The organism is Thermoleophilum album, assembly GCF_028867705.1.
Lineage (GTDB): Bacteria > Actinomycetota > Thermoleophilia > Solirubrobacterales > Thermoleophilaceae > Thermoleophilum.
The window spans coordinates 760,916-773,494 of record NZ_CP066171.1 but is presented as its reverse complement, the minus strand read 5'-3'; the positions used below and the strand labels follow the sequence as shown (position 1 = coordinate 773,494).

Sequence of the window (12,579 nt, the reverse complement as noted above, 5' to 3'; positions counted from 1 at the left end):
GGAAGAGCTAGGCGACCACTACCGGCCCTGATTCCCGCCGCAGGTGCGGTTCGAGACGCAAGTCAGGGTCGACCGGCTCGCCACCGACTACCGCTGCCCAGACACGGAGGAAGTCCAGCGTTTGCGCTACGTCGTGGACCCTCACTACCTGCACGCCCGCTTCTACGGCGCGGAGGACGGCGGCGAGTGTGCCACCCAGGCGCTCGCTCGGACGGCGATTGCAGAGCGCACCAATGAAGTCTTTGCGCGAGCAGGCGAGCAGTACCGGACAGCCGAGCTCGTGCAGCCGCTCGAGCTGCCGGAGTATTCGCACTGACTGGTACGGAGTCTTGCCCACGTCGAGACCGGGATCGACGAGGAGGCGGTCGTTCGCGATGCCGGCTTCGTTCGCGCGGTCGCGCATCGCTGCCAAGGTGCCCAAGACCTCGGCTGTGATGTCGCCGCGCGGCTCGTCGTCGGGCAGTTCCTGTTTCGGCGGGACCGTGGTGTGACAGAGGACGAGAGCGGCGTTCGAGCGCGCGCACAGCGGGAGCATTTCGGGATCTGAGAGGGCACTCATGTCGTTGACCATCACGGCCCCGGCGGCAAGCGCCGCCTTCGCGACCGGCGCCCGCCAGGTGTCGATCGAGACGGGTACGCCATGTCGCGCGAGTTCGCGCACGACTGGCTCGACGCGCTCGATCTCGACCTCGACCGGTACCGGCGGGCGATCGGTACGCCCCGACTCGCCCCCGACGTCGATCAGATCGGCGCCGTCTTCGTACAGCCGCAGTCCCTGCTCGACGATGCGGTGAAGGTCGCGAGACCCGGGGTCCGAGAACGAGTCCGGGCCTGCGTTTAGTACACCCATGACGAGCGGGCGCCACGGGCGAGCGAAGAAAACGCGGTCCCCTGCTCTGAACTCAGCTTGTCGCGTCACGTGCGCACCCCGGCCGGTGAGGTTCGGCTGGAAGAGGTGCCGGGAGCCGCTCGCCAATTCGCGAGCCCTTCAGCGTTCGCGACCTCCTGCCAGCCCCGCAGCTCGCGCTCGAGCGCGATGGTGTCGCGACCGAGTTCCCGCGCGAAGACCGTTGCGGCGCGACGGGCGGCGACGCTGTCAGCCGCCACACCACTGGCGTGCGTCAACCCCAACCGCGTGCGCCGAAGAAAGACGTCGGCGAGCGAGCGCGCCTGCTCGCGACGCGCTGCCCACGCCACCTCGGCGAGGAGGTCGGGCGCGCCGGCAACGATCGGGACGGCGAGCTCGCGGTCGCTCGCGGCGAGCGCCAGCACTTCGCGCGCGGCATGACCGTAGCGCGCAGCGAGATGGCTCTTCGATTCGCCGCTCACGCCCTCGACCTCGGGCAGCAGGCGTGGATCGATCGGCATCCCGAGCGGGATCTCGTCGGTGCGACAGGGTGCGCGGCGGCCCTCGCGCTCGACCAGGCGGTCGACCACCGCCGCCGCCATGCGCCGCCAGGTCGTCAGCTTGCCACCGGTGATCGTCACGACGCCCGACGGCGATTCGAAGAGTTCGGCGCGGCGCGAGATGTCGACCGAGCTGCGGTCGTCGCCGCCGACGAGCGGTCGCACGCCGGCGAACGCGCCGACCAGATCGTCCGGCGAGAGGTCGCTGCCGAAAAACTCGTTGACCGCGTCGAGGAGGTAAGCGATGTCCTCGTCGGCGGGCGGCACGTGATCGAGCGCACCTGTGTAGTCGCGGTCGGTGGTCCCGATCAGCGTCCGGCTGAGCCAGGGCAGCACGAAGATCGAGCGGCCGTCGCCGGCGGGAACGATCGCCCCTGCCACGACCGGTAGCCGCTCACGCGCCACGAGCACGTGGGTACCGCGGCTCGGCCGGATGCGCGGCGCGCCGGGCAGGTCGCGGAGCTCGTCGGCCGGCAGCCGGTCGGCCCACACACCGGTCGCGTTGACGACGTGGCGGGCGCGCACGTCGAACTCGCCGCCGGTCTCGACGTCGACCACGCGCACGCCGACGGCGCGCCCGCTTCGGCGCAGCACAGTCCTCGCCTCGACACGGTTCGCGCACACCGCCCCGTAGCGCTCGGCTTCGCCGAGGATCGTCAGGACGAGCCGCGCGTCGTCGGTCTGGCAGTCGTAGAACAGGTAGCCGCCGCTCGGGCGTCGGGACGCGAGCGCCGGCAAGAGCTCGCTCACCTCGTCGCCCCCGATCGTCCGGTGCCGCTCGGGGCTCCACTCGTCCTCCCCCTTGCTGCGGCGGCCGCGGTGCCAGGCCATCACGTCGTACATGTTCAAACCGACGCCGATCAGCCGGTCGGGCCGTTTGCCGTCGAAGGCCGCGACCACCAGCGGCAGCGGGCGAACGAGGTGCGGCGCGAGCTTCACCATCAGCGCCCGCTCGAGCAGCGCCTCGCGCACCAGACCGAGCTCGAACTGTCGCAGGTAGCGCAGGCCGCCGTGCACGAGCTTCGACGAGCGGCTCGACGTGCCGGCCGCGTAGTCCTCGCGCTCGACGAGCGCTACCGTAAAACCGCGCGCCGCTGCGTCAAGCGCCACCCCGGCGCCCGTCACGCCGCCACCGACGACGACGACATCGAACTCCTCGCCGGCGATCGTCTCGAGCGCAGTGGTGCGGTCGATCACAGCGCTGAGCTTACGGGCGCGGCAGCCTGAGCGCTCCGCTCGCCGTGACCGCGACTGCAACGGCACGAGTGAGTCGGGGCGAGCCGAGCAGGGCGGCCGCACGCTCGGTGCCGCGCTCGTCGGTGCCGGTGACGACATACGCGAAGCCCTCGCCGGGTTCTTTCGCGCGGCTCGTGTCGACGACCGCGGCGACGAGTCCGGCACCGCGAGCGAGCCGCATACGCACCGCGCCGTCGGCGGCGAGTAGAACGAGCTTGTCGGGAGCGGCGAAGAACGCCCCGAGCGGTGTTTGCCGCGTGCCGAGGAGCGCGACCGTTCGCAAGCGCGCGATGTCGCGCCAGGCGCCGACGACGACGCGCACGCTGGCGCTCGCGGCCGACGTGCCGGGGAGCGACCTGCTCACCGGGATGCCAGCGTCCGCCAGTCGCTCCCGCGCGAGGCCGCACGCCTTAGACGAAGGCACCGCGCACTCTAGGCGCACAGGCAGCCGCTCGCCCTCGAACCCCTGGGCCAGCGGCTGCGGGTAAGCAGCGACCACAGCCGGCGGCGGCGCCGTTCCGGCGGGAACGCGCAGCCACTGGACGCGGTCGCCAGCGGCGATGCGGAAACGGCGTGGATCGGCTACGCGCAGGCCGTTCACGTAGGGAACGAAACGGATCGTGGACCCCTCGGCCGGCGCCGGCCGGGTGGCAGATACGGTCGCGGGAGCACGCACGGTGCGGGGCGGCGCGACCTCGCGGCCGCCGAGCGCGAAGACCTCGACGCGCCCACCGCCGGTGGCACGCTCGCTACCGCATCCCCCTGCGAGCAGAGCGAGTGCGAGCGCTGCCGCTATCGGCAGCACCCGGCGCGTGCGCGGACGGCCAGCAGCGAGCGCAGCCACCGTCGCCGCTGGCACCGCACTCGCGCAAACGACCACGAGTGCGAGCCACGCCAGCACGGAAGGGTGATCGAAAGCGAAGCGCGCGACCGCCAGCGGGTCGGGGCGAGCGACGGCGAGTCCGCCGGCTCCGAGCGCCAGGGCGGCGGCGACCGCGACGGCGAGCGTTTGCCGCACTCTCCCTAGCAGCACGGGCAGCGCCATCCCGGCGCGAGCGCTGGGCAGACGCCGTCCTGACACGGCCCAGACGAGCGCAAGCGCCCACGTGCCCGCGAACAGGAAACCCGCGGCGACGTCGCTCGGAAAGTGCCAGCCGAGAACGACGGTGGCGAGCCCCACTGCCAGCGCGAAACCCCCGCCCAACCCCGCGACGGCCGTTCGCAGCCGGTCGGGCACCGCCAAGGTGGCTGCAAGAGCCAGCGCCATGGCCCCCGTCGCGTGGCCGCTCGGCAACGCGCGCGGTTGCACGAACACGCCGTAGGCATTCGCCTCCGGGCGCGGATGCGCAAGGATCGTTTTTGCGACCTGGCCGAGCACCGCGGCGCCACCGACCACAGCGAGCACGAGCAGCGCGTCGCGGCGCGAACCTCGCGCCACTGCGAGCGAGGCGAGCGATCCCGAGGCGAGAGCGACGGGAAGCGGATCGCCGAGCGCGACGACCGCCTCGGCGAGGCGCTCGCTGCGCCCGCCGACCGCAGCGGCGAGCGCGCCGAGAGCGCGGGCATCGGTCGTCTCGCCCAACCTCACCGAGTAGGCGAAGACGGCGAGTGCGCAAAACACCAGCGCGCACGCGACCAGCGCGACGGGCGCTGGATCGAAGCCCCGGCTCTCTGCCCCGCTCGGCATCTGCAGCAGGCTAGAGATTGTCCGCCGCGGCGCGCGACGCTGGGCGCACTGGCGGCAGGAGCGGTGCTCGTGCCCCGCGGGCGGCTAAAATCACGCACCGTTGCCGGCCAGCGGCCGCAACTGCTCGTAAAGCCTCACAAGCCGCCATCGTCTAGGGGACTAGGACGCCGGCCTCTCACGCCGGAAACCCGGGTTCGAATCCCGGTGGCGGTGCTCGGACAGTTCTACGAACAGTTCTACGAAGTACCGGAAAAGGCCCGCAAACGCGGGCCTTTCTCGTGGCAGGTAACGGCCTCCATCGAGGCCGTGGGGAAGCCCTCCCACACACCGAGCCGAAAATCGCAGTGTTTATGCGAGATTGGCGCAGCGCTCAGGCGGGCGACACGTCATCACGTCAGCCGGATGGCACGGGCGCCGGCGAGCTCTACGGCCGTCCGGGGCCGGGAGCCAGATTGAGGGCCGCAAGCTCGGCGTAGTCGGTCAGGTGGCCGTTGAGGGTCTGCATGCACCCCTCGCAGCTGATGTCTCCGCTGATGTGCGCCAGGTCGTCGTCGTACATCGCGACGGGCGAGTCGCCAGTCTCGGATGTCGGGCAGCACTCGGGGTGGTAGTAGCCGTACCCGTCGACGACGAGAGCGGTCAGGTCGTTCATGGTCTGACCGTGCGGCAGGTCGGCGCAATTGCCAGTCTTCGCGGGCGATCGCGCCGGATAGCTGGCGGTGACCGCGCGGACGTCGGAAAAAGTGACCGCGGCACGGTCACTTCAGGGGGACGGCCTGGGCGATGCGCGTCGTGGGCGTGGCGTCAGGCGCTTGCCCGCGAGAGTGCTTCGGCTTCGCGTCGCCACTGATCCCAGGTGTCGTCCGGGTGCTTCTGCAAATGGCGGTAGACGACCGAGTACGACGGGATCGGCAGATCGCGACGGTCGGCGGCGATCTGCTTGAGGGAGCGCTGGTCGAGCTGCCGGCCGGGACCAAGCTCCCGGATGGCGAGGGCCATGCCCGCGATCAGCGTCTCGCGCGTCCAGCGGTGGCGAACCTTCTGCGGCCCGATACTCCCGTCGGCGGCTGACTCGAACCGGAGGCCGGCGTCCGCGACCTCGACCGGCGGCAGGCCGTCGAGCTCCCGCTGTGCCAGGACCGTCGTGGTCGCCCGCTGAAACTCCTCCGTGAAGCGGTCGATGCGTCGAAGCGCAACACCACGGTGGTCGGCCCAGTCGAAGATCTGCCGTCGTGAACGTGGCAGCCGGCCGGTGTCCTCTACGAACGCACGCACCGCCTCCTCGAGTGAGAGGCCGCTTCGGACGATGCGTTCGGGCGGCTCCAATCCGGCGCGCTCGAGTCCCTGCTCCCAGCTCAGACCATGGCGCTTCAGCAGATCGTCGATCGCGGTCAGCGCGGGTATCGCACGCGCCGCGGTCGCCGCATGCCTGGTCCTGGCGCTCGGGGCGAGTATCAGATCACGCGCGCGGACGTAATCGGTGCGGTTGACACTGGTCTGACCGAGGCGATGTGCGGCCTGCCGCAGCGCGATGAAGACGCCGGCGAGCGTGAGCCCCTTGCGCCCTTTGTCGGCCTGGAAGTTGCGTAGCTGACGGAGCGCGTCGTCGGGCGGCGCGTGGGCGGCACGCAGCAGCTGCGCCCACGAGACGCCAAGGCGTTTGGTCATGGAGAACGCTTGCGGTGCATCCGGAAAGCCGGCGGGCGCGCGGTGCTCGTTCCACGCGCGCGTGGTGACCGACGTCGGAGCATCAGCGTCGGCGTGCAACGAGACCGCCCGCACGATCTCGAGCAGCTGGCGCGGGGTGTGAGTGGCGGTGAACGGAGGCAACGAGAGCGAGACTTGCGCGGCCGCAGGACACAACGCAGCCCGGTGCGATGTCCACGCGGGACGGGCGGGCCTATAGCTACACCCTGAGAAGCCCTCGCGCGGCGCGGGCTGTCACCCTCGTCAGCCGGAAACGGGCGTTTGCGTCCGTCTGCCCGGTCTGACAACGTATGCGAACGTATGTTCGCCTCCACCGCGACCGCCCCGGAAGAGACTCGAACATTGGCCCTCGACCGCCACGCTCCTGAGTGGCTGCAGGACGCGACGAAATTCAAGACCCACGCCCACATCTTCAATCCGGTATGGGTGATCCGGACCCTGCGCCGCTACGAGGGGCCGCCGCACCGCCTGCTCGACCCGCTCTACCAAGCAGTCGAGGAGGCAGCCAAGGAAGCAGGCAGCGGGTTCGGGCGACCTCGCGGCGCCGGCCGCTTCGAGCTCGCGTACCTGGCGTTCGTCTTCAGCCGTCATCCGGACGTGCGTCCGTGGTGGCAGACCGCCGGCCGGTCGATCTGGCGCTCGTCGGGGTTCAAGGAGCGGCCGAGCTACGCGTTGTGCCAGCGGCGCTTTGCCGAGCTTGAGCACCCTGCGGTGATCGCGGCGATGGAACAGGTCGCCTCCACCCTCATTCAGCTCGCCGTGTCACGCGCGCAAGGCGACGCAGTTCAACGGCGGTCGCGGCCGGCGGGTAAGCGCCGGGCCGATGACGCCGATGGTTCGCGCCGAACGGCACCTGGACGCCGAGACACCCGAGCCTGAGCCGTCGGACATGCGGCCCGATACCGAGATCGGCGACGCCGACCGGATCGACCGCTCGGACGGGAAGCTGCGCGTCCGCGTTGGCGGCTGCTGGTACGCGGTGCTCGACGCGACCGCCGGCGTGCGCGCCTACGTCCGCGGCAACAAGGTCAAGCGGTTCTGGGTCGGCTTCTACAACGCCAAGGCGATCGACCACTTCATCGGCGCCCCGGTCGCCGTCCGGGTCACGTCCGCGTCGACGCAGGAGTACTACACGTACCCGGAGCTGCTCGACGCGGCGACCAAGAACACCGGCGTGCTGCCGCGCGCGGTCGTCGGCGATCGCGGCTACTCGGTGTCGCCGGCCTTTGAGCACAACACCCGGTTGGGTGTCGCGTCGGTGTTCCCGTGGCGGGCGTCGAACGTGCGGCCCGAGCGCGAGATGGAGGACTGCGACACGCACGACCGGCACGGCGTGGTCCGCTGCAAGCACTGCGGCTCTCCGACCCGGTTCATCTCGTTCACGCGCACCGCCGGCGGCAACCGTGGCCCGCGGCTGTACGTGCAGTGCCTGCAGCCGATCACGGCCGGCTGCGAGACGCGCCAGAGCATCGGCTGCAACGTGTCCTGGCGGATGCTGGTTCCGCTGTGGCGCGACACGCCGACGTACCTCGCGCTGCGTCACTCCCACCACCGCTACGAGCGCGTCCATCATCACTGGCGCGTGCGTTGGCGTTCCGGCGCCGACGATCACGCGCTGCGCCCCAAGCGCCGTGGTCGCGACAACCAGCAGCTGCGCGCGAACGCCGCGCTGCTCATCGAATGGCTCATGGTCTGCTGGCGGGAGGAGTGGCTGCCCGACAGCCGGCCGCGCGGCGTCCCGCACCGCGACCGCATCATCGAAGACGACGGCACCGGGTACGCCAGCTCGCTGGCGAACCTGCGCCACGAGCTCGGCCTGGACCGGCCGTTCGGCACCAAGGCAGTCGCACTCGGCATCGGGCCCGCCGTGCCGTTGGCGCTCAGCCCCGATGCCGTCGCCGACGATCCGGCGGAACCCGAGGAGCCGCCGGTCGTGCCGCCCGAGCTGCCCGGCGAGACCGAAGACCACCGCGAGGACCAGCCCGGCAAGGACGCCGCTGAGGTCGACGTCGACGACCTCGACGACATGCCGTTCTGACCGTCTGAGACTCAGGCAGCGTTCGATCCGGCGGGCGCGGCCGCTGGCCGTTTGGCAGCCCGCAGGCCGTTGCCGACCGCCAGCAGCTCGGAGACCTCGTGCACGGCGACGGCGACCACGACGGTCAGCACGCCGGCGATGGCGCTGGGGATAAGCACCGCCAGCAGGACGACGCTGAACAGCAGGTTCTGCCGCGAGATCCTCGTAGCGCGGCGTCCCAAGCTCAGCGCCTGGGCGACCTTGGTGATGTCGTCGGCCATCAGCGCGACGTCGGCCGCCTCGATCGCTGCGTCGGTGCCTGCGGTGCCCATGGCGATGCCCACGTCGGCGGCCGCCAGAGCGGGCGCGTCGTTGATGCCGTCGCCCACCATCGCCACCGCGCCGTGCTCGTCGTGCAGGCGCCTGATCTGCGTGACCTTGTCCTCGGGCTTGAGCTCGGCGTAGTGGGCGTCCAGGCCCAGCTGCGCGGCGATCGCGCGCGCGGTGCGCTGGCTGTCGCCGGTGAGCATGGAGATGTGCTTGACCCCGAGGCGCCGCAGCTCGGCGATCGCGCGGGCCGCTTCGGGCCGCGGCTCGTCGCGCAGCGCCACCAGCGCTAGGAGGCGGTCGTCCTGGCCGACGAACACCACGGTCTTGCCTTCGTCCTGCAGCCGGCCGACGTCGGCGGGAAGCTCGCCTGCGGCGGCGCGCTGGGCGACCAGCTCCGGGCTGCCGACCCACACCTCGGTGCCGTCCACTTGCGCGATCGCACCATGCCCGACGAGCGCTTCGAACTGTTGTGCCGCGGCGGGCTCGATGCCCTCCTCGCGGGCGCGGGTGACGATGGCCTGGGCGAGCGGGTGCTCGGAGCGCGCCTCGACCGCGGCGGCGAGCGCGAGCGCCTGGTGGCGGTCGTAGCCGTTCAGGGGGATGACGTCGGTGACCTCGGGCGTGCCCTTGGTGAGCGTGCCGGTCTTGTCGAACGCGACGGCCTGGATACGGCCGAGCGCTTCAAGCTGCAGGCCGCCCTTGACCAGGATGCCGTCGCGTCCGGCCCGGCTGATCGCGGCGGCGACAGCGATCGGCACTGACATCACCAGCGCGCACGGCGCGCCGGCGACCAGAACGGTGACCCCGCGCAGCGCCGATTCGGTCCAGTCGCCGTCGACCAGGCCGCCGATGACCGCCACCAGCACCGCGGCGAGCAGGACCGCGGGGCTGTAACGGGTGGCGAAACGGTCGACGAACCGCTGCGCGCGCGACTTCTGGCTCTGGGCCTGTTCGACCAGACGGACGATCCGCTGCAGCGTGTTGTCGGCGTAGGGGCGGGTGACCTTCACCTCGACGGCGCGCTGGCCGTTGACGGTGCCAGCGAACACCTGCTGGCCGGGGCCCTTCTCGACCGGGACCGACTCGCCGGTGACCGGTGCCTCGTTGAACGTCGAGCTGCCCTCAAGGATCACGCCGTCGGTGGGCAGCGCCTCACCGGGACGGACCACGATCACGTCGCCGACGCGGAGCTGGTCTGCGTCGATCGTCTCCTCGCGCCCGCCGGTCAGCCGTCGCGCCTGCTTGGGCGCGAGATCAAGCAGCTCGCGGATCGCCGCCCGCGTGCGGGTGAACGTCAGCTCCTCGATCGCCTCCGCCAGCGAGTACAGGAACACCAGCGCGGCCGCTTCCTCCCACAGCCCGAACACGATGCAGCCTGCGGCCGCGAGCAGCATCAAGGCCTCGATGCCGATTTCGCGCTCCTCGATGAACTCCTCCCAGCCTTCCTGGGCGAAGAACCACGCGCCGATCGGGATCGCGGCCACGAACGCAGCGATCGCCAGCGCCTGGGGCGCGTCGATGAGCTCCAGCACGATGCCGGCCAAGAGCAGCAGGCCGGCGATCAGCGCGTTGCGCAGCGGCGCGAACTTGTAGGTCGCCTCGCGCCAGCTCATCGCCTGGGCCGGGGCCACGGACTCGCTCATGCGGCCTCCCGCCGAGCGGCCAGCGCGCCGTAGCGCGGGCAGGCCATGATCCGGTCGGCGGTCCGCTCGAGCACGCTGTCGACGGCGCTGAGCACCGCGTCCAGGCCGTCGACGAGGCGGTAGTGGATCTCGCGGCCGTGGCGCTCGCGCTCTACCAGGCCGCAGTCCCACAGACACGACAGATGCCGCGACACGTTGGACTGGGTCAGCCCGGTGGCGTCGACCAGGTCTGAGACACGCCGGCTGCCGTCGGCCAGCTGCTCGACCAGCGCCAGCCGCGACGGGTCGGCCAGGCCGTGCAGGAACACGGCGCGAACCTCCGTGGAAAAACTCATCACCGAACCTCCGTGGAAAAACTCATCACGTATGACTATACACGAATATGAGCGTCTGGTAATGCTTTAGACATGACTCGACGCTCATACGTTCTCACCGCCGCCGGCCGCTCCGCTGCGCCGCGGTCGTAGCCGGCGCCGCGGCATCACGCGTGCGTCCATCGCCGAGGCGCGCGCCGCACAGGGCGAAACCGTGGCACCCATCCCGTTCATCGGGATCAAGGGCTCCAGCCGCTTCATCGTCGGGCACGGGGGCGAGGTCTAAGGAGCAGCCGGCGTGGAGCTCTCGCACGAGCTAGACCCGAACGATCTCAGGGCGCTCGTCAAGGATCTCCACCAGGGCGACGTGCTCGACGTCGCGAAATCGGTACGGCTCTACTCACCCGACACGCCGTCGTACCCGCACGAGGTCGAGGGCGTCCCTCACGATGAGCCCGTGATGACGATGGAGACACAGCTGCCGAGCGGACTGTGCGTCATCGTCTCCCAGGACTGCGACCTGCGGCGGATGCCGGACACCGAGCCGTACGTCATCGTCGCTCCGCTAACGGAAGTGGAGGAGACCACGTATCGCGAAGCGGCCGACAACATGAGCACCCGCTTCTTCGCGTATCCGCCGATCGAAGGGCACGAGCACCAGCAGAACCTCGTCGTCGACATGCGGGTGCTCTCAAGCCTCGAGAAGACCGCGCTGCTGTCCCCTCACATCGAGCGGATCCCGTGTCCGCTCTCCGGCCCCAAGCGCGACGACCTCCTGGACTTCCTCGGCGACCGCTTCGGCCGCAAGCCGTTCCCAGATGAGATCGAGCGCCAGGTTATTCGGCCGATCGAGAGCGCGCTCAAACGCGTCCGCCAGAAGGAGGGCTTCGCCGGTGTCTTCTCGTCAATCGCGTTCATCGGACTGAACTGGTCACCCGGCAAGAGCTACTGCAGCCTCATGGTGCTACTGGATCCATCGCGCCGTGAGCGGCACAAGGTCGCCGAAGAGGACGTTGAAGCGGTGAAGAACCGGCTCGCCAAGGCGCTCAACCACTTCACCCGCGACGGCGACTACTCGGTCCACCCGAACATCCATGACGTCACCGAGGTGCAGGCCACGGTCGTCCTATCGCACGACGAGATCCCCTTCGAGGTCGAGCAGCTCGAACTCGACTGATCACCTTGGCTTACCTCATCCTGATGGCGTCAGCTGCCGTGTGCAAGATCCCGGTAGGCACGTGTGTGGGGCGGCTGAAGCTGAGGTCCGAAGACCGCATGAACACTCGGCTCTAGGGACTTCGTAGATCTCTCCTGCTCTCGCCTCTCGACCGGCTCGAGTCAGCGGTCATGCAGCAGCCGCTGCGACGAACAATGACCGCGTTGCAGGTTCCTATACGCCGCGTGTGGCGCTCTAGAAGCGGTTGAGATGCTCGAGCGGCCGCTGCACGACTGAGCCCGGGGAGCCGTTTAGGGCGAGACACGGACAGTGAGCACAGGTAAAAGCCGACCGTGCTGACCTGCGCGGTCGTTTTTGTGTACAAAAACACTCAGTGCGTAACGTGGCGCTGCGGGAAAGGCGTGCCGGTCGGCTGCCCAGGTCGTGGATCGCCGTCGCGCCGTTCGCCGCCGCTCTGATCGCCCACGAGCTCCGCTACCGGCTCGCCGGCCCTGCTGTCGCGGCGGATCGCCCACACGGGTACTTGGCTCCGCTCGACCTCGTCGCGGTGGCGCTGTTCGCGACAGCCTGCGGGGCGATCGTCGCCTACGCGCTACGCCCACCGCACAGCAACCGGCGATCCCAAGGCGGCGCGAGGCTGGTCGCCGCTTCTTCGCTCTCCGCGCTCCTCGTCTACCTCGCTCAGGAGACCGTCGAGGCGTTAGCCAGTGGGAGCGCGATCACGAGCTATGTCTTCGCCCACGGTGGCTGGGTGGGTCCGGTGGTCGCTTGCGCCCTCGGTGCGCTTGCCGGTGCCACAGGACTCTTCTGTCGGAGCGCCCAGCTACCGCTCGAGCCGGTCGCCGCGCCTTCCTTGCGGCCGCTCCTCGTGGGCGTATCAGCAGCGCCTGGCGCACCACCGAGCTTTCGCGACCGTCTAGCACCGCAGCCGCGCGGGCCTCCTCCAGCCTGCTGCCAGAGCCCCGCGAGTTAGCCGCGAGCCTGAGGCTCGCGCCGGCAATCCGTCGGGTGCTCTGTGCCCAGCAGCGGGAAGGTCCAACCTCGACGAGGAGGAAAGGCAC

Annotated in this window: 12 protein-coding genes and 1 tRNA gene; 5 read left to right on the top strand and 8 right to left on the bottom strand. The window is 70.2% G+C overall.

Features of this window, described 5'->3' with window-relative positions:
- Positions 1 to 7: 7 nt before the first annotated feature.
- The 3 genes from folP to JDY09_RS03605 all read right to left on the bottom strand — a co-directional run bounded on the left by folP (position 8) and on the right by JDY09_RS03605 (position 4,330).
- Positions 8 to 850, bottom strand: a complete 843-nt coding sequence (gene folP / locus JDY09_RS03615; RefSeq protein ID WP_274717665.1) for a dihydropteroate synthase — start codon at positions 848 to 850, stop codon at positions 8 to 10.
- A 65-nt stretch (positions 851 to 915) separates the two neighbouring features.
- Entirely contained in the window at positions 916 to 2,604 is a 1,689-nt protein-coding gene (locus JDY09_RS03610; RefSeq protein WP_274717664.1) for a glycerol-3-phosphate dehydrogenase/oxidase, read from the bottom strand.
- A 10-nt stretch (positions 2,605 to 2,614) separates the two neighbouring features.
- Entirely contained in the window at positions 2,615 to 4,330 is a 1,716-nt protein-coding gene (locus JDY09_RS03605) for a phosphatase PAP2 family protein (protein ID WP_274717663.1), read from the bottom strand.
- A 140-nt stretch (positions 4,331 to 4,470) separates the two neighbouring features.
- On the opposite strand from JDY09_RS03605, the gene JDY09_RS03600 reads away from it, so the two are divergent.
- Positions 4,471 to 4,543 (top strand) — tRNA-Glu (locus JDY09_RS03600).
- Between the two features lie 211 nt (positions 4,544 to 4,754).
- Here the strand turns inward: JDY09_RS03600 and JDY09_RS03595 are convergent.
- Together JDY09_RS03595 and JDY09_RS03590 are read right to left on the bottom strand one after the other, a co-directional pair.
- Positions 4,755 to 4,982 (bottom strand): hypothetical protein, encoded by a 228-nt coding sequence (locus JDY09_RS03595; RefSeq protein ID WP_274717662.1) that lies wholly within the window; start codon positions 4,980 to 4,982, stop codon positions 4,755 to 4,757.
- 152 nt (positions 4,983 to 5,134) lie between these two features.
- Entirely contained in the window at positions 5,135 to 6,112 is a 978-nt protein-coding gene (locus tag JDY09_RS03590) for a hypothetical protein (RefSeq protein ID WP_274717661.1), read from the bottom strand.
- A gap of 225 nt (positions 6,113 to 6,337) precedes the next feature.
- Between JDY09_RS03590 and JDY09_RS03585 the strand changes: the two genes are divergently transcribed.
- Together JDY09_RS03585 and JDY09_RS03580 are read left to right on the top strand one after the other, a co-directional pair.
- On the top strand, positions 6,338 to 6,916 hold the full coding sequence (locus JDY09_RS03585) for a hypothetical protein (protein ID WP_274717660.1): 579 nt from the start codon (positions 6,338 to 6,340) through the stop codon (positions 6,914 to 6,916).
- A gap of 10 nt (positions 6,917 to 6,926) precedes the next feature.
- Entirely contained in the window at positions 6,927 to 8,075 is a 1,149-nt protein-coding gene (locus tag JDY09_RS03580) for a hypothetical protein (RefSeq protein WP_274717659.1), read from the top strand.
- An 11-nt stretch (positions 8,076 to 8,086) separates the two neighbouring features.
- On the opposite strand, the gene JDY09_RS03575 is transcribed toward JDY09_RS03580, so the two are convergent.
- The 3 genes from JDY09_RS03575 to JDY09_RS03565 form a co-directional block, all read right to left on the bottom strand.
- Positions 8,087 to 10,027 (bottom strand): heavy metal translocating P-type ATPase, encoded by a 1,941-nt coding sequence (locus JDY09_RS03575; protein ID WP_274717658.1) that lies wholly within the window; start codon positions 10,025 to 10,027, stop codon positions 8,087 to 8,089.
- A complete protein-coding gene (locus JDY09_RS03570; RefSeq protein WP_093116005.1) occupies positions 10,024 to 10,362 on the bottom strand; it encodes an ArsR/SmtB family transcription factor in 339 nt (112 codons plus the stop codon). The genes JDY09_RS03575 and JDY09_RS03570 overlap by 4 nt, the downstream gene beginning before the upstream one ends.
- An 84-nt stretch (positions 10,363 to 10,446) precedes the next feature.
- Positions 10,447 to 10,602: a hypothetical protein gene (locus JDY09_RS03565; protein ID WP_274717657.1), complete on the bottom strand. Its 156-nt coding sequence runs from the start codon at positions 10,600 to 10,602 to the stop codon at positions 10,447 to 10,449.
- A gap of 37 nt (positions 10,603 to 10,639) precedes the next feature.
- On the opposite strand from JDY09_RS03565, the gene JDY09_RS03560 reads away from it, so the two are divergent.
- Together JDY09_RS03560 and JDY09_RS03555 are read left to right on the top strand one after the other, a co-directional pair.
- On the top strand, positions 10,640 to 11,518 hold the full coding sequence (locus tag JDY09_RS03560; protein WP_274717656.1) for a hypothetical protein: 879 nt from the start codon (positions 10,640 to 10,642) through the stop codon (positions 11,516 to 11,518).
- Positions 11,519 to 11,891: 373 nt separating this feature from the next.
- Positions 11,892 to 12,491 carry a hypothetical protein gene (locus tag JDY09_RS03555; protein ID WP_274717655.1) on the top strand — a complete coding sequence of 200 codons (600 nt, stop codon included), beginning with the start codon at positions 11,892 to 11,894 and terminating at the stop codon, positions 12,489 to 12,491.
- Positions 12,492 to 12,579 lie beyond the last annotated feature (88 nt).